The organism is Xanthomonas sp. NCPPB 3218 (assembly GCF_056725185.1).
The window spans coordinates 1,703,277-1,721,554 of record NZ_CM161516.1; the positions used below are offsets into that span (position 1 = coordinate 1,703,277).

The 18,278-nt window shown below is 66.5% G+C and carries 17 protein-coding genes; 11 read left to right on the forward strand and 6 right to left on the reverse strand.

The features are described from left to right. The first annotated feature begins 88 nt into the window (after positions 1 to 88). Positions 89 to 727 (forward strand): carbonic anhydrase, encoded by a 639-nt coding sequence (locus AC1PLS_RS07385; RefSeq protein WP_024938923.1) that lies wholly within the window; start codon positions 89 to 91, stop codon positions 725 to 727. A gap of 337 nt (positions 728 to 1,064) precedes the next feature. Here the strand turns inward: AC1PLS_RS07385 and AC1PLS_RS07390 are convergent, their stop codons facing one another. After that, positions 1,065 to 2,198, reverse strand: a complete 1,134-nt coding sequence (locus AC1PLS_RS07390) for a phospholipase A (protein ID WP_102252300.1) — start codon at positions 2,196 to 2,198, stop codon at positions 1,065 to 1,067. 206 nt (positions 2,199 to 2,404) lie between these two features. Then, positions 2,405 to 2,890 carry a DUF456 domain-containing protein gene (locus AC1PLS_RS07395; RefSeq protein ID WP_046342196.1) on the reverse strand — a complete coding sequence of 162 codons (486 nt, stop codon included), beginning with the start codon at positions 2,888 to 2,890 and terminating at the stop codon, positions 2,405 to 2,407. Positions 2,891 to 3,117: 227 nt separating this feature from the next. Between AC1PLS_RS07395 and AC1PLS_RS07400 the strand changes: the two genes are divergently transcribed. Continuing rightward, positions 3,118 to 3,333 (forward strand): cold-shock protein, encoded by a 216-nt coding sequence (locus AC1PLS_RS07400; protein WP_003483561.1) that lies wholly within the window; start codon positions 3,118 to 3,120, stop codon positions 3,331 to 3,333. Positions 3,334 to 3,554: 221 nt separating this feature from the next. Here AC1PLS_RS07400 and AC1PLS_RS07405 read toward each other — a convergent pair whose 3' ends face one another. Together AC1PLS_RS07405 and AC1PLS_RS07410 are read right to left on the reverse strand one after the other, a co-directional pair. Beyond that, entirely contained in the window at positions 3,555 to 4,037 is a 483-nt protein-coding gene (locus tag AC1PLS_RS07405) for a glycine zipper 2TM domain-containing protein (RefSeq protein ID WP_016902706.1), read from the reverse strand. Positions 4,038 to 4,204: 167 nt separating this feature from the next. Further along, entirely contained in the window at positions 4,205 to 4,633 is a 429-nt protein-coding gene (locus AC1PLS_RS07410; protein ID WP_054591588.1) for a hypothetical protein, read from the reverse strand. Positions 4,634 to 4,706: 73 nt separating this feature from the next. Between AC1PLS_RS07410 and AC1PLS_RS07415 the strand changes: the two genes are divergently transcribed. Further along, positions 4,707 to 5,537: a tRNA threonylcarbamoyladenosine dehydratase gene (locus AC1PLS_RS07415; protein ID WP_054591587.1), complete on the forward strand. Its 831-nt coding sequence runs from the start codon at positions 4,707 to 4,709 to the stop codon at positions 5,535 to 5,537. Between the two features lie 38 nt (positions 5,538 to 5,575). Here the strand turns inward: AC1PLS_RS07415 and AC1PLS_RS07420 are convergent, their stop codons facing one another. Continuing rightward, on the reverse strand, positions 5,576 to 6,343 hold the full coding sequence (locus AC1PLS_RS07420) for a TatD family hydrolase (protein ID WP_054591586.1): 768 nt from the start codon (positions 6,341 to 6,343) through the stop codon (positions 5,576 to 5,578). After that, complete coding sequence (locus AC1PLS_RS07425; RefSeq protein WP_039528164.1) at positions 6,343 to 6,558, reverse strand: DUF6116 family protein; 216 nt, start codon at positions 6,556 to 6,558, stop codon at positions 6,343 to 6,345. The genes AC1PLS_RS07420 and AC1PLS_RS07425 overlap by 1 nt, the downstream gene beginning before the upstream one ends. Positions 6,559 to 6,703: 145 nt before the next feature. On the opposite strand from AC1PLS_RS07425, the gene AC1PLS_RS07430 reads away from it, so the two are divergent. From AC1PLS_RS07430 to AC1PLS_RS07465, 8 genes are all read left to right on the forward strand, one after another. Continuing rightward, positions 6,704 to 7,495, forward strand: a complete 792-nt coding sequence (locus tag AC1PLS_RS07430; protein WP_006451921.1) for a glycine zipper 2TM domain-containing protein — start codon at positions 6,704 to 6,706, stop codon at positions 7,493 to 7,495. Between the two features lie 159 nt (positions 7,496 to 7,654). Continuing rightward, complete coding sequence (locus tag AC1PLS_RS07435; protein ID WP_016902712.1) at positions 7,655 to 8,830, forward strand: acyl-CoA dehydrogenase family protein; 1,176 nt, start codon at positions 7,655 to 7,657, stop codon at positions 8,828 to 8,830. 58 nt (positions 8,831 to 8,888) lie between these two features. Further along, positions 8,889 to 11,459, forward strand: coding sequence for a DUF3857 domain-containing transglutaminase family protein (locus tag AC1PLS_RS07440; RefSeq protein ID WP_481104481.1), 2,571 nt, complete (start codon positions 8,889 to 8,891; stop codon positions 11,457 to 11,459). A gap of 124 nt (positions 11,460 to 11,583) precedes the next feature. Further along, positions 11,584 to 12,228 carry a glutathione S-transferase family protein gene (locus AC1PLS_RS07445; RefSeq protein ID WP_180968761.1) on the forward strand — a complete coding sequence of 215 codons (645 nt, stop codon included), beginning with the start codon at positions 11,584 to 11,586 and terminating at the stop codon, positions 12,226 to 12,228. 31 nt (positions 12,229 to 12,259) lie between these two features. Continuing rightward, positions 12,260 to 14,200, forward strand: a complete 1,941-nt coding sequence (asnB, locus tag AC1PLS_RS07450; protein ID WP_481104307.1) for an asparagine synthase (glutamine-hydrolyzing) — start codon at positions 12,260 to 12,262, stop codon at positions 14,198 to 14,200. A gap of 76 nt (positions 14,201 to 14,276) precedes the next feature. Next, complete coding sequence (locus tag AC1PLS_RS07455; RefSeq protein ID WP_054591582.1) at positions 14,277 to 14,831, forward strand: NADPH-dependent FMN reductase; 555 nt, start codon at positions 14,277 to 14,279, stop codon at positions 14,829 to 14,831. A 222-nt stretch (positions 14,832 to 15,053) separates the two neighbouring features. Then, entirely contained in the window at positions 15,054 to 16,484 is a 1,431-nt protein-coding gene (locus AC1PLS_RS07460; RefSeq protein ID WP_047130779.1) for a replicative DNA helicase, read from the forward strand. Positions 16,485 to 16,586: 102 nt separating this feature from the next. Beyond that, complete coding sequence (locus AC1PLS_RS07465; protein WP_481104308.1) at positions 16,587 to 18,005, forward strand: cryptochrome/photolyase family protein; 1,419 nt, start codon at positions 16,587 to 16,589, stop codon at positions 18,003 to 18,005. Positions 18,006 to 18,278: the final 273 nt, after the last annotated feature.

The window sequence follows — 18,278 nt, forward strand, 5'->3', positions numbered from 1 at the left end:
CAGGGGCTCGTCCATGTCGCATTCCGCATCCCGTCGAAAACTGCTGCAATGTGCCTGTTGTGCGCCGATCGCGGCCGCCGCCGCGTCACTGCCGTTCGCCGTCGGTGCGGCGCCGTCGAAGAAGACCGATCTCAATGCCGAGCAGGCATTGCAGGTGCTGCGTGACGGCAACGCCGCCTTCGTGGAAAACCGCCCCAAGAAGGTCATTTCCGACAGCAAGCGCCGTCTGGAACTGGCGCTGGGGCAGACCCCGTTCGTGATTCTGGTGTCGTGCTCGGATTCGCGCGTGCCGCCGGAGCTGCTGTTCGGGCGCGGCCTGGGCGAGATGTTCATCGTCCGCAATGCCGGCAATACCGTCGACACCACGGCATTGGGCTCGATCGAATACGCGGTCAGCCAGCTTGGCGTGCCGCTGGTGGTGGTGATGGGCCACGAGAGCTGTGGCGCGGTCGCCGCGGCGGTGTCGGTGGTGGAAAAGAACGCATTCTTCCCGGGCGCGATCGGCGCGATGATCGAGCCGATCGTCCCGGCCGTGCTGACCGCCAAGAGCAAGGGCGGCGACGACCTGCTGGCGGCCTCGGTCAAAGCCAACGTCAAGCGCACCGTCGACCGCCTGCGCGGCGCGTCCGAGCCGGCGCTGCTCGAACCGCTGCGCGCGGGCAATGTCCGCGTCGTCGGTGCGTACTACACCTTGAAGGACGGCAAGGTCGATTTCTTCGACGTCTGATCGCTGCCAAAACCGTTTCATGAAGACAGCGCAGGATGATCTCCTGCGCTGTCTTTTTTATATGTGCGGAGGGTGCGGAGCAGCCTATATATGCGCGGGGCAGCGTGATCGTCAGCGCTGCGGAACCAGAAGCGGCTATCAAGCTGCTGCTTTCACCGCCAGGCAGGCGTGGGCCATGTCCGGAATCGGCATGCGCTGCAATTCCTGCGCGCCGAGCTGACGACTGCCTGCCACGTCTACCGCTCCAGGCCTGCAATCCGGACGCGAAAAAGCCGGCATGCGCGCATGCCGGCTTTTCAATGGTCTCGACGTTGCTCAGCGCAGCGGTGCGATGTGCTTAGAACCACTCCAGCAACGACACGCCCACGCCGATGTAGGTGGCCTTGTGGTTGTAGTCGATCAGGCTTTCGCCGTAGCCGTCGAACACCTGCACGTGGCCGCGCAGCAGGTTGGTGATCGGGAAGCCGTAATCCAGCTGCACCGAGCCATGCGAGCGGTCGCCGCCGCGCAGCGAATGCCGCGCAATCAACGCCACTTCGTGCCCGTCCTTGTTGTAGACCAGGGTGGCGTCGCCACGGCCCATGTAATCCTCGATATCGGGATTATTGTCGTCGGCGCGGTCTTCCTTGATGCGGAACCACGGGCGCAGCGTCAGTGCCCAGTTCTCGCGGTCCAGCCCGATGTTGAGGATGACCCGGTTCCAGGAGCGCGACAGCGGATCTTCGCGGCCGTTGGACATGTGGTTGATGCTGATGCCGCTCATGCGGCCCTTCCAGCCGAACAGGCTGTAGTTGTTGCGGAACACCAGCATCGCTTCCGGCTCGTAATTGGTTTCGCGGAACGGGCGCGAGGCATCGGTGTTGTAGGCCTGCCAGCGCGAGCTCTGGGTGTAGCCCATCCAGATGTCGCCGTTGTCGCCGAACAGATCCTCGACCACCTTGGTCTTGAAGCTGAGCTGGAACTTCAGTTCGGTGCTGTCCAGTTGCTGCGGGGTGGACACCGAGTTGGCCGGGTTCGGCGACTGCGGGGTACGGTTGGAGTCGCTGGTCCAGAATGCCGGCAGCAGATACACCGGCTTGTAGCCGCGCAACTGGAAGGTGCCCAGCTTGGAGTCCTTGGCCAGCTCCCAACGGCGGTCCAGCAACGAACCGCGGCCGGCATTGGCGACCGCCTCGGCCTTGGGCTGATCCTGGCCGTCGGCACGGAAGAAGTCGCCGACGCGGCTGATGGCGCGTTCGTCCTGCGGCTTGGACTCTTTCTGCTTGGCGATCTGCGCGGCGGCATCGGCTTCGGCGGTCAGCTGTGGGGTATAGCCCAGCGCCTGGTCGTAGCAGGCCAGGCGTGCCGCGTCCGAGGTGACGGAGGTGCAGGCCTGCGGCGAAGCGGGGGTGGGGGCGATTTCCTGTGCGTGCGCCAGTGGCGCCGCCGCCAGGGCAATCAGCATCAAGGGACGGGTGCGGTGCTTGGACATGGGCAGTCTGGCCGAATAAAGGCGCCAGGCAGGCGCGTCAGATGCGAAGCTTAACGGTCGCGCCTGCATACGCGGTGTGTACACGGTGGCATAACATCCGGGCGACGCCTGCAATCGGCAGCTGTCTGTAACCGCGTGGGTGCCTGCGTCGTCAGTGTCCGGGAGACAAGTCGACCCAATCACCGTCTGTGAACGCCGGAGATCCGCTAGAAAAACCAGGCAATGGCGAACACGCCCAGCATGCACAGGCCCAGTGCCAGCTTGGTCGCGGTGCCGAACACGATGCCCAGCCAGGTGCCGAAGCCGACCTTGGTGGCCTGGTCGGATTTGCGGGTCTGCCAATACTCGCCTAGCCACGCGCCGGCGAACGGCCCGACGAACAAGCCGATCGGCATGAAGAAGATGCCGACGACCGAGCCGATCACCGAGCCCCACAGTGCCGCCTTGCTGGCGCCGACCCGCTGGGCGCCGTACACGGTGGCGAGGAAGTCGATCGCAAACGACAACGCCGTCATCAAGCCCAGAATCACCAGCGCCACCCAACCGACATGGGCAAAGCCATCGGCCCAGGCGGCCACCAGCAGTCCCGCGAACACCAGTGGCAGGCCTGGCAGCGCCGGCAGGACGACCCCGGCAAGGCCGATCAGGACCAGCACGCCAGCCAGGATGTAGTAGACGACGGTGATGTCCATGATGTTTAAAAATGTCCTGTTTCAGGCTTGACAAAATTGCGCAAGAGGTGCTTGAAAATTCGTTTGGTGCGGGTTAAGTTGCCAGCGCTGCTGTTTGCAACGGTCACCGTGAATCGTGGCCTGATGCGGTAGATCGTTCGATCCGCTACATCCTTGTACCTCGCTTCCTCCTTGCAATCACAGCCACCACCGTCAGTCCATCACAGTGTCGTAGGGAGTCAGCCGAGATGTCCAATATCGAACGCGAGAATGGTGTCGTGAAGTGGTTCAACGACGCCAAGGGTTTTGGCTTCATCAGTCGCGAAAACGGCGAGGACGTCTTCGTCCACTTCCGTGCGATCCAGATCCAGGGCTTCAAGAGTCTCAAGGAAGGCCAGAAGGTCAGCTTCACCGTGGTACAGGGACAGAAGGGCCTGCAGGCCGATGCGGTGCAGGTGGTCTGAGCGCGGCGCAACACCGCGGCCATCGTGCAGACAGCAGAAAGGCCCGTCGCCGGGCCTTTCTGTCATTCGCCAACACTGGCGCATCGAACGTAGCGAGCAGTCGTCAGGCGGGCACGAAGAAATCGAAGTACACGTGGATGCATGTCGATTCCGGGTGCCGACTGCGCGGTCCTAGCGGTGAGCGCAGTGGTTTTCCTGACTGCTACTGGTAAGTGCGCCGATCAGCGCAGCACGACCTTGCCGTTGACCACGCGCACATAGGCATTTTCGCGCACGCCAGCCAGGTCGCGCTGGTTCACCACGATCACGCGGCCGTCGTCCATGCGCACCTGCACATCGAAGCTGTCGCTGGTGACGTTGTTCTGGATCGCATTGCCCGCCAGCGCGCCGGCGGCGGCACCGGCCACGGCCGAGACGTTCTTGTTGCCCTTGCTGCCACCGGTCTCCTTGGAGATCTGGCGACCGGCCACCGCGCCGACGATGCCGCCGAGCACCGCACCGGTGCCGGTGGGAGCGCTGCGGGTCGGGCCGACTTCATCGATGCGGGTCACGATCCCGCAATCCACGCAGCGTGCCTGCGGCTGCGAATAGCCCTGGTCGTAGCCGCGGTCGCCGCGGTAGCTGCCGTACTGGGGCTGGGAGGTGGCGCAGCCAACCAGCGTCGCGGTTGCAGCCAGGCCAATGACGAGCAGTCGGGTCTTCATGAGGTCTCTCCGGGGTGGTTCGAAAAAGCGGTCAGGGCCGCGGCGACGTCATCCTGGGTTGGTCAGGGTGAACGGTCTGCCAACTGGATCACTCCAGGCTTAACGAAACCCGAGCGTCCTGTTCACCACCGCCGCCGTGCGCATCGATGCGGCGGTGCGATGGCGGGTCAGCGGAAGTCGCGATGACAGGCCTCGCAGGCGTCATTGATCTGTGGCCTGAGTGCGGCAAGCGCGGCGCAATCCGCCGGCGGCGTGCGCTGTGCCTGGTCCAGGACCGTGCGCAGGGCGCTGGCATGCTCGCCGAAGCGGCGGTCCTCGCCGATGTCCGGAAAGGCCGGCTCCAGTTCGCCGGCAAGCAGGCGCAACGATTGCAGTCGCGCTCGCTGGCGTGTGGAGTTGCAGCCACCATCGGTATCGGCTTGCAGGGCGCGCAGCTGGTAAGCCATCACCTGCATCAGGCTGTCCGGCACCGGGTTGCGTCTGGCCTGCAGCACGCGCGCCACCATCACCGTGCACACCAGCCCGATCAGGATGCCCAGCACCAGCAGGAAGGCATAGCGGGACGCGCGCGATTGTTCGGTGGGCGGGGCGGGCATGGACGGACCTCCGTGGACGCGGGCTTCAATAGGTCGATGGGCGCGCGCTGAGCGGCGCGCGTAAAATAGGCCGATGAAAGCACAATGGCGTGAACGCTTTGCCGGTATCGACCGGCTGTACGGAGTCGGCACGGTCGAGCGGCTGGCTGCCTGCCGCGTGGCGGTGGTGGGGATGGGCGGCGTGGGCTCGTGGGTGGTCGAGGCGCTGGCGCGTACCGGCGTCGGCCATATCCGCCTGATCGATGCCGACGACCTGTGTGTGTCCAACACCAACCGGCAGCTGCCGGCGCTGGCCGGGCAGTACGGACGTAACAAGGCGCGCGCGATGGCCGAACGCTGCGTGGCGATCAACCCGGAAATCGACGCCGATGCGGTGGAGTCGTTCCTCACCGCCGGCAATATCGAACAGCTGCTCGGCGATACGTTCGACCTGGTGATCGATGCCTGCGACAGCTTCCGGGTGAAGGTGGAAACCATCGCCTGGTGTCGCCGACGCAAGTTGCCCTTGCTGACGGTGGGCGCCGCTGGCGGGCGCACCGATCCCACCCTGGTGCGGGTACGCGATGTCTCGCGCACCGAACACGACGCGATGCTGGCGCTGATCCGCAAGAAGCTGCGCAGCGAGTTCAATTTCCCCAAGAATCCGCAGCGCTATTTCGGCGTGCCGGCGGTGTACTCGCTGGAGAACGTCAAATACCCGCAGGCCGATGGCAGCGTCTGCGGCATCCGCCCGCAGCTGGATGCCGACGCCACGCTCAAGCTGGATTGCGGGGCCGGGCTGGGCGCAGCCACGCATATCACCGGCACCTTTGCGTTTGTCGCGGTGGGCAAGGCGCTGGAGATGTTGCTCAAGCCGAAGGTGGCTGCTGCCAGACCTGTTGCCGAGGCTGCCTCGGCGGGGTGAGTGCGCGTTGCCGTGTCATGCGGCAACGGGCAGTGCGCTCAGCCCGGCAACCCGAACAACCGCCGTGCGTTGGCGGTGGTCTGCGCGGCGATGTGCTCGGCCGCCTCGCCGCGTAGCTGTGCGATGCAGTCCAGCACCGTGCGCAGGTAGGCCGGCTCGTTGCGTTGGCCACGGATGCTGGCGTCGGGCTGATCCGGTGCATCGGTTTCCAGCAGCAGCCAGTCCAGCGGCATCGTTGCAGCCAGGCCGCGCAGGCGATTGGCACGCGGGTAGGTCACCGGGCCGCCCAAGCCGATCATGAAATCCAGCTTCCACAATTGCTGCGCCTGTTCGGGGCTGCCGGCAAAGCTGTGCACCACACCACGCAGGCCGCCCACGGCCTTGATGCGGGCGATGACTTCTTCGGTGGCGCGCCGCGCATGCACGATCAGCGGCAGCTCGAAGCGCTTGGCCAGCTGCAGTTGCCCGTCGAAATAATCGCGCTGCATCTGCTCGTCCAGCCCGTCCAGATAGAAGTCCAGCCCGCACTCGCCGATGGCGCAGGGCCGCTCGCGCTCGATCCACTCAGCCAGCAGCTCCAGATGCTCGGGGCGGTGCTGATCGAGAAAGATCGGGTGCAGCCCGTAGGCGGGGTGCAACCCGGGGGCCTGGGTGCAGACGGAGCGCAGCGCCGGCCAGCTGGCGGCGGTGATCGCCGGGATCACCTGCTGTACGACACCGGCTGCCCGCGCGCGTGCGATCACCGCGGCGCGGTCGTGGTCGAACTCGCCGGCATCCAGATGGCAGTGGCTATCGACCAACTGCATCAATCGCGGCGCACCGGCGCTGGCAGCGGTGCCTTGCGGGTCTTCCAGTTGGCCAGCAGCAGCGTGGTCAGGCCGAACAGCAGCTCGTCCAGGAACGGGATCGGATCGGGCATCACCAGGTCGACAAGAAACAGCGCCGCCGCCAGCTTGAACAAGGTGGGGTAGCGCAGGGTGCTGGCCCACTCCAGGGCGCGCGAGGTGACGGGATTGCGCATGCGGATGCTCCGGCTGTTAGAAGTGCATGAAATAACCGCTAGCTGAACTTAACTGCGGCGTTCATGAGCGAGGGCGTTTTTGTTCAGGGTTCGCGTGCTGGAATCACGCCGTCAACAACGCGGCGTGTCCGCACGGAGCTGGATCATGAAGAGCAATACGACAACTATACTGGTCGCTGCTGGTGCGTTGCTGGTTGGAGGCGTGGCCACGGCCGCCTTCATGAACAATCGCCCGTCGTCCGGCGATTTCGTCGCCAACGGCGAGCCGGCACCGCGTGGTCTGGAATATGCCGACGTGGTCAAGGTCGCCCCGATCACCGAGCGCGAGCCGCAGTACGCGCAGGTCGTCAACAGCGCGGCCATCCGCGAAACCACCACCAGCTCCTCGCCGCGCGAAGTCTGCCGAGACGTGGTGGTGCAGGAACGTCTGCCCGAGCGCGATGGCAACGTCGGCGGCACCGTCGCCGGTGCGGTGATCGGCGGTCTGCTCGGCAACCAGGTCGGCGGCGGCAACGGCCGCAAGCTGGCCACGGTGGCCGGTGCGGTCGGTGGCGGCATGGTCGGTAACCGGGTGGACCGCAACCATGTCGGCGGCCGCGTGGTGGATCGCACCGAGCGCCAGTGCCATACCGAAAATGCCAATTCGCAGTCCTCGCGCGTGGTCGGCTATGACGTGACCTACCGCAATGCCGACGGCACCACCGGCACCATGCGCATGGACAGCAAGCCGGGCGAGCGCATCTCGCTGGGCGATGCGGACAACGTGGTGGCCTACGACGTGACCTACCGCTACGACGGTTTCGAGAAGACCGTGCGCATGAACGACAAGCCGGCCAGCGATCGCCTGCCGGTGGTCGACGGTCAGCTGGTGACCCAGACCGCTTCGACCGCCGGTGACAGGGGCGTTCGTGTGGATGCGGGCAGCACGCGTCAGTAAACCGCTGGCAGCGATCCGCCCAGGATCGCTGGTTGGCAGGAAAGGAGCCGGCATTGCCGGCTCTTTTCGTTTTCAGGCGCTGGTGACGAGGTCCGTGCGCTGAACAGGTCGCCGCCATGTTCGGCCGGCAACTGGCTGATAATCGCCACTTCTCCTGGAGTGGAAGCCGACATGCCGGTGCGCCCCGATGATCTGTTCGATGTGCGTGCGCTGCTGACCGACGAAGAGCGGGCAGTGCAGGATGCGGTGGCGCGCTTCACCGATACGCGGGTGCTGCCGGCGATCGGTGATGCCTTCGATGCAGGGCGCTTTCCGCGCGAATGGGTACCGGAACTGGCGGAGCTCGGCCTGCTGGGCGCCAGCCTGCCGGTCCGCGATGGCGGCGCGGGCCTGGGCGCGGTGGCGTACGGATTGATCTGCCAGGAACTGGAGCGCGGCGACAGCGGCCTGCGCAGCTTCGTCAGCGTGCAGTCCTCGCTGTGCATGTACCCGATCCATGCCTACGGCAGCGACGAGCAGCGCCAGCGCTGGTTGCCGGAGATGGCCGCCGGCCGCCTGATCGGCTGTTTCGGGCTGAGCGAAGCGCAGGGCGGCTCGGATCCGGCCGCGATGACCACACGCGCGGTACGGCAGGGCGACGGCTGGCGCTTGAACGGGGCCAAGATGTGGATCACCAACGGCAGCATTGCCGGCCTGGCGATCATCTGGGCGCATACCGATGACGGCGTGTGCGGCTTTCTGGTGGAGACCGGCAGCGCCGGCTTCAGTGCGCAGGACATTGCGCACAAGATGAGCCTGCGCGCATCGGTGACCTCGGGCTTGTTCCTGGACAACGTCTACGTGCCGGAGCAGATGCGCCTGCCGAACGCGGCCGGTCTGAAGGCGCCGCTGGGGTGCCTCAATCAGGCGCGGTATGGCATCGCCTGGGGCGCGATCGGTGCGGCGGTGGCGTGCCTGCGCGAGGCGCTGGCCTACAGCGGGCAACGCATCCTGTTCGGCCGGCCGCTGGCAGCCACGCAGAGCGCGCAGATCAAGCTGGCCGACATGGCGCGGCGGATTTCCACCGCGCAGCTGCTGGCGCTGCAGCTCGGGCGCCTGAAGCAGGCCGGCCAGCTGCGGCCGGAACAGATCTCTCTGGCAAAGTGGAATAATTGCCGCATGGCCCTGGATGTGGCGCGCGAGTGCCGCGATCTGCTGGGCGCGGCCGGCATCACCACCGAACATGTGGCGATCCGGCATGCGCTGAATCTGGAATCGGTGATCACCTACGAGGGGACCGAGACCGTGCATCAGTTGGTGGTCGGGCGTGCGCTGACGGGACTCAATGCGTTTTGACGAGGAGTGGGTGTTGATCGACAGGGATGGGAGGCGACGCCTGCGTGGCGTGTTCTGGATGAGTTGCGTGCTGGCCGTGGTTGCGAGCGTGATCGCACCGGCACAGGCCAGCGAGGCGCCGCGCATGGCGCCGCCACCGGACTGGGTCATCGCCGATGCGGTGCCCGACAAGGTGCCCGGTGCCAGCGGGCTGCGCTATGAGCTGGTATCCGACCAGGTTGATCTGACCGGCGCGGCGCCGCAGGCGTATCGCCGCCTCAGTTACACCGTGCAGCGTGCGAAAAGTCTGGACGAGGCCGGGCAGATCTCCATCGATTACCAGCCGCAGTACCAGCAGCTGGCGCTCAACAGCCTGGAGGTCTGGCGCGACGGCAAGCGTATCGACATGCGCAAACAGGCGCACTACGCCCGGTTGCGCCGCGAAAGCGGACTGGAAGACGGTCTGATCGATGGCGCGCTGACGCTGTCGATCACCTTGCCGGACCTGCGCGTGGGCGACCGGGTCGATTACGGCGTGACCATCACCGGCAGCAATCCGGTGTTCGGCAAGGGCTATTACGACGTGTTCGATGCGCGCTATGGCGTAGCGCTGGGCGAGCGCCGGGTGCGGGTGCGGCATCCGGCCGGCATGGGATTGCAGTGGCGGGTGACTGCGCCCGGCTTCAGCCGCAACGTCAGCCGCACCGGCGATGTGGCGACACTGGACATCTCCGCACGCGACCTGCCCGCCGTGCAGGAGGAAAAGGACACCCCGGAGGATGTCGATCCGTATGGCCGGATCGAAGTCTCCACTGCCGGCAACTGGGCGGCAGTGGCGGCATGGGCAGCGCAGTTGTATCCGCACGCGTTCAAGGACGCGCGCGTTGCCGACGGGATGGTGCAGAACCTGCAGCTGCGCCGCGACGACCCGCAGGGTGCACTGCTGCGTGCAGTGGCCTTCGTGCAGGGCGAGATCCGCTACGTCGGCCTGGACATGGGCGAGAACTCCCACGCGCCGCATACACCGGAAGTGACGCTGCGCAATCGCTACGGCGACTGCAAGGACAAGGCGACGCTGTTGATCGCGCTGCTGCAGCTGGCCGGCATCCGCGCCGAGCCGGTGCTGGTCAGCAGCGACAAGGGCCACGGGCTGGATCTGCGCTTGCCCAGTCCCTACGCGTTCGACCACGTGGTGGTGCGCGCGCACCTGCCGCAGGGCGAGTTATGGGTGGATGCCACGCGCGACCGCGAAGAGGGCCCGCTGGCGCAACGCCGGCCGTTGCCGTTCGTGCGTGGCCTGCCGGTCGCGGCCGGGCAGCGCGATCTGGTGGCGGTGCCATCGCCGATGCCGACGCTGCCGCAGGTCGAGGTGGACGAGGAGGTCGTGATCTCGCTGCGCAAGCCGCAGCGCGTGGCGACCTTCACCGTGGACACCACGTATCGCCAGGGACGCGGCGAGCGCGTGGCGACCAGCTTCGACGACAACGGTGCGCAGGCGGTCGGCGAGCACTACCTGGAATTCATGCAGCAGTACTACACCGCGCTGACCCAGGTCGGCGTGCCGACCATCGACGCGGCCGATGTGTTGAACGTGCGTACGCACGAGGCCTACCGCCTGGAGTGGCCGACCGACGAGGGCGACGAGCTGGGCTTTCCGCTGTTCCAGCTCGGCGAATGGATGGACGCCCTGCCCACGGCGGCGCGCAAGAGCCCGCTGGCGCTGGGCGGCCCGCGGCTGGCGCGGCAGACGGTGCGGGTGCGGGTCGACCCGGCGGTACGGGTGCAAGCCGATACGCAGGTGGTCGCCAACCCGTGGTTCCGGTTCTCGCGCACGGTCTCCACGCACGAAGGACGCATCGTCATCGTCGGCGAGTGGCAGCGGCTGTCCGACCGCATTCCCGCCAGCGGCGTGAAGCGTGCAGCCGCCGACATGGAGCGTGCCCGCGACCTGCTGTACTTCAATCACGACCTCAAGCCGCAGCCGCGCAGACAGCCGCTGGAGATGCACTTCTTCGTCTATCCGCTGGCCGCGCTGCTGGCGCTGATCGTGCTGGTGCTGGCATGCCTGGCCTGGTGGCGCGGCGGCGGCTTGGGCGGGATGCTGTTCGATCCGCACACCGTTGCGCAGCGCCTGCACACGCAGGCCGGCGCGCGCTGGAGCGCGTGGTGCGTGTTCGGCCTGATCCTGGTGCTCTCGAGCTGGATGTGGGTGTCTCCGCAGCCGTTGTGGGTGCACGCCATCGCCGTGGCGATCATGCTGGCCATCGCGCTGGCGGGCTGCGTGCTGTTGCAGTGGATGCTGCGCTGGATGGGCGGCACTGCGGAGTTTGCGGTGTTGCTGCCGGCGCTGCTGGGCAGTGCCTTGCCATGGCTGGTCTGCCTGCTGGCGGCACTGGCCGCGGTTGGCGGCGATATCGTCCTGTTCGGAACCGGTGTGCACGATCCGGCCGGGCTGGCGCAGGTGACCATGGCGGTGCTGATGCTGCTGCTGGGCGGGCTGTGGTGGTCGATCGCTGCGGTCCAGGCGGTTGCCGGTGCGACCGGCTGCGCACGCGCGCGGGCCTTCGGTGCGCTGGCATTGACGTTGTCGGTGCTGGGCATGCTGGTCGCCGTGCTGGGTGTGCCGGTGGCGCTGGTGGTGATGCGCTGAGCCGCGCTGCCGGCAGCGCACGCAACCGCGGCCACGCCTTGCAGCAGAATCGGTGCAGGGCTTTGCAAAGGCCCCCGGGGCTGTGACACTGCCAGCCCCTCGTTGCTGCCGCGGAGCCAGCTTGATGTCGACCGTGCGTCCCCCGTTGACCGTCCATGGCATGTCCAGTTCCGGCAACTGCTACAAGGTGCGCCTGCTGCTGGAGCAACTGGGCAGCCGCTATCACTGGGTCGAGGTCGACAGCGTCGCCGGCGGAACCCGCACGCCCGCGTATCTGGCCAAGAATCCCAACGGCAAGGTGCCGATGGTGGAGCGCGACGACGGCCGCGTGCTGACCGAATCCAACGCGATCCTGTTCTGGCTGGCCGAAGGCACTCCGTATCTGCCCACCGACGCGTGGCAGCGCGCGCAGGCCTTGAGCTGGATGTTCTTCGAGCAATACAGCCATGAGCCGTATGTCGCGGTGGCGCGGTTCATCAGCCTGTGGACGCCGCGCGATGCCGCGCGCCGCGCCGAACTGCCGCAGCTGCGCGCCCGCGGCGAGCAGGCGCTGGCCGTGATGGAGCAGCATCTGCAGCAGCACCGCTGGTTTACCGGCAGCGACTACGGCATCGCCGATATCGCGCTGTTTGCCTACACCCATTGCGCCGAGGACGGCGGCTTCGATCTGGAGCGCTGGCCGGCGATCGGTGCCTGGCTGCAGCGCGTGCAGGCAGTACCCGGTTTTATCGCGATGCCGGCGCCTGCGCCCGGCGCGGTGACGGCATGAGCGGCATGCGCTGCCGGCAGGAGCACTGACGATGTGCGGATTGGCTGGACTGCTGCTGGCCTCGCCACGCATGCATGGCGAACAACTCGATGCGCTGGTGCGGCCGATGGGCGCGGCCTTGCGTCATCGCGGCCCCGACGATGCCGGCACCTGGTGCGATGCGCAGGCCGGCGTGGCGCTGGCGCATCAACGCCTGAGCATCCTGGATCTGTCTCCGCTGGGCCATCAGCCGATGCGCTCGGCCGATGGCCGTTATGTGCTGGCCTACAACGGCGAGATCTACAACTTCGCGCAACTGCGCGCGGCGCTGTCCGCACTCGGGCACCGCTTCCGTGGTCATTCCGATACCGAAGTGCTGCTGGCGGCGGTGGTGGAGTGGGGGCTGGACGACACCCTGACCCGCTGCAACGGCATGTTCGCGCTGGCGTTGTGGGACGAGCGCGACAATTGCCTGTATCTGGCCCGCGACCGCGTCGGCAAGAAGCCGCTGTACTACGGCTGGGCCGGCGACACCCTGGTGTTCGGGTCCGAACTCAAGGCGCTGTGGCAGCACCCGGACTTCGATAATGGGGTCGATCGCAATGCGCTGACCTTGCTGCTGCGGCTGGGCTACATCCCGGCGCCGGCCTGCATCCACGAGCGCACCTTCAAGTTGATGCCAGGGCGGGTGCTGCGGCTGGATGCGCAGATGGTGGCGGCCGGCGCGGCGGCGCATCGGCCGGACCAGGCGCAGCAGCCGTTCTGGAACGCGCGCGAGGCGATGCAGCGCGCGCTGGCGGCGCCGTTCACCGGCAGCGATGCACAGGCCGAGGAACAGCTCGACGCATTGCTGCGCGATGCGGTGGCGTTGCGCATGGTGGCCGACGTGCCGGTGGGCGTGTTCCTGTCCGGCGGCACCGATTCGTCGATCGTCACCGCGATGATGCAGGCGCAGAGCACCCAGCCGGTGCACACCTTCAGCATCGGCTTCGAAGGTTCGCATCACGACGAAGCGCCGCTGGCGCGCGAAGTGGCCACGCATCTGCACACCGACCACACCGAGCTGTATGTCAGCGGCGCCGACGCGCTGGCGGTGGTGCCGACCCTGCCGGGCATGTTCGACGAGCCCTTCGCCGATGCCTCGCAGGTGCCGACCGCGCTGGTCGCACGGCTGGCGCGCGGCGGGGTGACGGTGGCGCTGTCCGGCGATGGCGGCGACGAATTGTTCTTCGGCTACGGCCGGTACCAGCGTGCGCTGCGCAACTGGCGCATGCATGGGCTGGTGCCGGGGCCGCTGCGGCGGCTGATGGCGCTGGCGGCACGCCGCAACGGCGAGTCTTCGCGCACTGGCGGCCTGGCCGCGCTGGTGGCCGAGGCCGGCGCACGCGGCATCGGCGACATCTACCGCAACCGCATCTCGCGCTGGCGCGATCCGGCCGCGGTGGTGCTGGGCGCGACCGAGCCAGACAGTTTCTACAGCCTGGCCGACCCGCTGCACGGTTCCGGCACGCCGGCCGACGCGATGATGCTGGCCGACTTTGCCGCCTATCTGCCCGACGATCTGCTGTGCAAGGTGGACCGCACCACGATGGCGGTGGGGCTGGAAGCGCGCGCGCCGCTGCTGGACTGGCGGGTGGCCGAGTTCGCCTGGTCGCTGCCGCTGTCGCTGAAGTACCGCGACGGGGTCAGCAAGTACCTGCTCAAGCGCGTGCTGTGCCGCTATCTGCCCGACCCGATGGTCTACCGCGGCAAGCGCGGGTTCGGCGCGCCGGTCAGTGCCTGGCTGCGTGGCGACCTGCACGGCTGGGCCGACGATCTGCTGGCGCACGCCACGCTGGAGCGCGACGGCGTGTTCGCCGCCGACACCGTGGCCGGGCTGTGGCGGGACTTCAACGGCGGCGAGCGCAAATGGCATACGCACCTGTGGACGGTGCTGATGTTCCAGGCCTGGCAGGTGCATTGGCGCGCCCAACGCGCCGCGATCGGCCGCTGAGGCAGGCGCGCTTCACCGGGTCTGAGCGCCAGGCTCACTAGAGTCGGGCGCTGATTCCCCCAATGGAGCGTTCCCCATGAGCAAGATCACCATCGCCGTGCTGGTCGGCAGCCTGCGTGCCGCGTCCTACAACCGCCAACTGGCGCATGCGCTGGAGCATCTGGCCGGCGACAAGGCCGTGTTCGAGTATGTGGAGATCGGCGACATCCCGCTGTACAACCAGGACCATGATGGCGATTACCCGGCTGAGGGCACGCGGCTGAAGCAACAGATCCGGTCGGCTGACGCGGTGCTGTTCGTCACCCCGGAGTACAACCGCTCGATTCCCGGCGTGCTCAAGAACGCCCTCGATACCGGCTCGCGCCCCTACGGCGACAGCGCGTTTGCGGGCAAGCCGGCCGCCGTGGTCGGCATCTCGGTCGGGGCGATCGGCACCGCCACCGCGCAGCAGCACCTGCGTAATGTGCTGTCGTATCTGGACATGCGGGTGCTTGGCCAGCCGGAAGTCTTCCTGCAGTACAAGGACGGCCTGTTCGGCGCCGACGACCAGGTCGCCAACGCCGACAGCCGCAAGTTCCTGCAGGGCTTCGTCGACGCCTTCCTGGGCCTGGTCGAACAGTCCAAGCGTTGAGTTGACCACAGCGGCGTTGGGCCTGGAGACAGCCGCCAACCGGCACCGGTGACGCGGTGCAAACCCCGGCGCAGCAAGCGTCTCGGCGGTTGCGACAGCCGCCGCGTAGAACGGTGATGCACCGGCTGTCCACCAGTTATCCACAGAGTTGTGCATGGTCGTCGGCGCCGCCGATGACTATGCTTCCTGCCCTCGTCTCCCTCGCGTCAGGTCTGTTTGTCCATGTCCGCTCGTCCTGGTTTCCGTTCCAAGCGCAATCGCGATCGCGACGACGACGATTACGATCGTCCCGAGCCGCGGCTTGACCAGTTGCGGGTACCGCCGCATTCGGTCGAGGCCGAGCAGGCCGTGCTCGGCGGGTTGATGCTGGCGCCGGATGCGTTCGACCGGGTCAATGACCAGCTGACCGAAAACGACTTTTACCGCCGCGATCACCGGCTGATCTACCGTGCGATTCGCGAACTGAACGAGAAGGACCGCCCCTTCGATGCGGTGACCCTGGGCGAGTGGTTCGAATCGCAGGGTAAGCTGGAGCAGGTCGGCGATGGCGCCTACCTGATCGAGCTGGCCAGCACCACGCCTTCGGCAGCCAATATCGCCGCATATGCGGAGATCGTGCGTGACAAGGCGGTGTTGCGGCAGCTGATCGAAGTGGGCACCACCATCGTCAACGACGGCTTCCAGCCGGAGGGGCGCGACAGCGTAGAGTTGCTGTCGTCGGCGGAAAAGGCGGTGTTCAAGATCGCCGAGGCCGGCGCGCGCGGGCGCACCGACTTCGTGGCGATGCCGGGCGCGCTGAAGGACGCCTTTGAGGAATTGCGCAGCCGTTTCGAAAACGGCGGCAACATCACCGGCCTGCCGACCGGCTACAACGATTTCGACGCGATGACCTCCGGCCTGCAGCCGACCGACCTGATCATCCTGGCCGCGCGTCCGGCGATGGGCAAGACCACGTTCGCGCTGAATATCGCCGAATATGCCGCGATCAAATCCAAGAAGGGCGTGGCGGTATTCTCGATGGAAATGTCGGCATCGCAGCTGGCGATGCGCCTGATCTCGTCCAATGGCCGCATCAATGCGCAACGCCTGCGTACCGGCGCGCTGGAAGACGAGGACTGGGCGCGCGTGACCGGCGCGATCAAGATGCTGAAGGAAACCAAGATCTTCATCGACGACACGCCGGGCGTGTCGCCGGAAGTGCTGCGCTCCAAGTGCCGCCGACTCAAGCGCGAGCACGACCTGGGCCTGATCGTCATCGACTACCTGCAGCTGATGTCGGTGCCGGGCAACAGTGAAAACCGCGCGACCGAAATTTCGGAAATCTCGCGTTCGCTCAAGGGCCTGGCCAAGGAGCTCAACGTGCCGGTGATTGCGTTGTCGCAGCTCAACCGTTCGCTGGAAACACGGACCGACAAGCGCCCGGTGATGGCCGACTTGCGCGAATCCGGCGCGATCGAGCAGGACGCGGACATGATCGTGTTCATCTATCGCGACGACTACTACAACAAGGAAAATTCGCCGGACAAGGGCCTGGCCGAGATCATCATCGGCAAGCACCGCGGTGGGCCGACCGGGTCGTGCAAGCTCAAGTTCTTCGGCGAATACACCCGGTTCGACAATCTGGCCCACGATTCGGTGGGCAGTTTCGAATAAACCTCCTGCGTGATGCCGGGCGACAATCCGTCGCTGCGGCATCGCGCCATCCTTGCATCTGCTGGCTTATGCTGCGCGCCTCATCGCCGCTGCCGAGCTTGTATGTCCTACGCCATCGTCTGGTTCCGTCGCGATCTGCGCCTGCAGGACAACCCGGCCTTGCAGGCTGCGCTGGATGCGGGGCATCAGCCGATTCCGCTGTATATCGATGCGCCGCACGAAGAGGGTGAGTGGACGCCTGGCGCCGCCTCGCGGAGCTGGCGGCATCGCTCGCTCGCGGCGCTGGATGCGGCCCTGCGCGCGCTCGGCAGTGGTTTGGTGCTGCGCGCCGGTGACAGCGCGCAGGTGCTGGATGAGGTGATCGCGCAGACCAAGGCGGTGGCGGTGTACTGGAACCGCAAGTACGAGCCGGCCACGCAGCCGCGCGATGCGCAGATCAAGCGCAGCCTGCGCGAGCGCGGGATCGAAGTGCAGAGCTGCAACTCCGCACTGATGTTCGAACCGTGGCAGTTGACGACGCAGCAGGGCGGCCCGTACAAGGTGTTCACCCCGTTCTGGCGCAATGCGCTTACGCAACTGCAATTGCCGGCTGCCGTGCCGGCACCGCGCAGCCTGCCGCCGTTGCCTGCGCACTTGAAGAGCGCTGCGCTGGACACGCTGGGGCTGCTGCCGGCGCTGGACTGGGACCGAGGCTTCTGGGAACACTGGCAGCCCGGCGAGGCCGGCGCGCACGAGATGCTGGAGATCTTCATCGACGGCGCGCTGTCCGGGTATCGCGAAAACCGCGACCGGCCCGACCGGGTCGGTACCTCGCAGTTGTCGCCGCATCTGCACTTCGGCGAGATCGCGCCGTGGCGGATCGCCAGCACGCTGGAAGCCAATCGCAACGCACGCAACGGTGCCGAGATCGACGGCTATATCCGTCAACTGGGCTGGCGCGATTTTGCGTATCACCTGCTGCACCATTTTCCCGACACCACCAACCAGAATCTCAACCCGCGTTTCGAAGGCTTTGACTGGGCCAAGGTAGACCCGGTCGCATTGCAGGCCTGGCAGCGGGGCCGCACCGGCATTCCGATCGTCGATGCCGGCATGCGCCAGCTCTGGCACACCGGCTGGATGCACAACCGCGTGCGCATGATCGTGGCGGGCCTATTGTGCAAGCATCTGCGCGTGCACTGGATCGAAGGCGCGCGCTGGTTCTGGGACACGCTGGTGGATGCGGACCTGGCCAACAACACCCTGGGTTGGCAATGGGTGGCCGGTACCGGCGCCGATGCGGCGCCGTATTTCCGCGTGTTCAATCCGGTCACGCAGGCGGAGAAGTTCGATCCGCAGGCCGCTTACATCACGCGCTGGGTACCTGAGCTCGGCAAGCTTGCGGTGAAAGAGTGCTTCGCACCGTGGCTGCATCCGTTGTCGCTGGCGCGGCTGGCACCAGAGTATCCGCGCACGCCGATCATCGGCCTGGCCGAAGGCCGCGATGCGGCGCTGGCGGCGTATGCAAAAACGCGCGGCTAGGCGCGCGGCAGGGCGAGCAACCTCCTGATTGCGTGGTCAGCTGATGCTCGCTTCTGCGTGTTCTCTTGTGCAAGGCTGAGGCGTTGCATGCGTGTGCTGCGACGCTTGTTTCGTACATCATCGAATGCGTGACGCGGATACATGGTGCTGTCCACGCAGAAAACGTTTTCCTGAATGCAGCACTAGCCGCGTGCGATCGGCGGTCGGTTTCATCATGCGCCAGTCGCGGTGGCCTGTTTATCCTCGCCGACACGATTGAGTGCCGGATGGTCC

Coding starts and splice junctions, on each gene's coding strand:
- AC1PLS_RS07415 (WP_054591587.1), top strand. CDS start 4,707: ATGAAAGCACAATGGCGTGAACGCTTTGCCGGTATCGACCGGCTGTAC.
- AC1PLS_RS07455 (WP_054591582.1), top strand. CDS start 14,277: ATGAGCAAGATCACCATCGCCGTGCTGGTCGGCAGCCTGCGTGCCGCG.
- AC1PLS_RS07395 (WP_046342196.1), bottom strand. CDS start 2,890: ATGGACATCACCGTCGTCTACTACATCCTGGCTGGCGTGCTGGTCCTG.
- AC1PLS_RS07460 (WP_047130779.1), top strand. CDS start 15,054: ATGTCCGCTCGTCCTGGTTTCCGTTCCAAGCGCAATCGCGATCGCGAC.
- AC1PLS_RS07390 (WP_102252300.1), bottom strand. CDS start 2,198: ATGTCCAAGCACCGCACCCGTCCCTTGATGCTGATTGCCCTGGCGGCG.
- AC1PLS_RS07465 (WP_481104308.1), top strand. CDS start 16,587: ATGTCCTACGCCATCGTCTGGTTCCGTCGCGATCTGCGCCTGCAGGAC.
- AC1PLS_RS07425 (WP_039528164.1), bottom strand. CDS start 6,558: ATGCGCAATCCCGTCACCTCGCGCGCCCTGGAGTGGGCCAGCACCCTG.
- AC1PLS_RS07430 (WP_006451921.1), top strand. CDS start 6,704: ATGAAGAGCAATACGACAACTATACTGGTCGCTGCTGGTGCGTTGCTG.
- AC1PLS_RS07445 (WP_180968761.1), top strand. CDS start 11,584: ATGTCGACCGTGCGTCCCCCGTTGACCGTCCATGGCATGTCCAGTTCC.
- AC1PLS_RS07405 (WP_016902706.1), bottom strand. CDS start 4,037: ATGAAGACCCGACTGCTCGTCATTGGCCTGGCTGCAACCGCGACGCTG.
- AC1PLS_RS07400 (WP_003483561.1), top strand. CDS start 3,118: ATGTCCAATATCGAACGCGAGAATGGTGTCGTGAAGTGGTTCAACGAC.
- AC1PLS_RS07420 (WP_054591586.1), bottom strand. CDS start 6,343: ATGCAGTTGGTCGATAGCCACTGCCATCTGGATGCCGGCGAGTTCGAC.
- AC1PLS_RS07440 (WP_481104481.1), top strand. CDS start 8,889: ATGAGTTGCGTGCTGGCCGTGGTTGCGAGCGTGATCGCACCGGCACAG.
- asnB (WP_481104307.1), top strand. CDS start 12,260: ATGTGCGGATTGGCTGGACTGCTGCTGGCCTCGCCACGCATGCATGGC.
- AC1PLS_RS07410 (WP_054591588.1), bottom strand. CDS start 4,633: ATGCCCGCCCCGCCCACCGAACAATCGCGCGCGTCCCGCTATGCCTTC.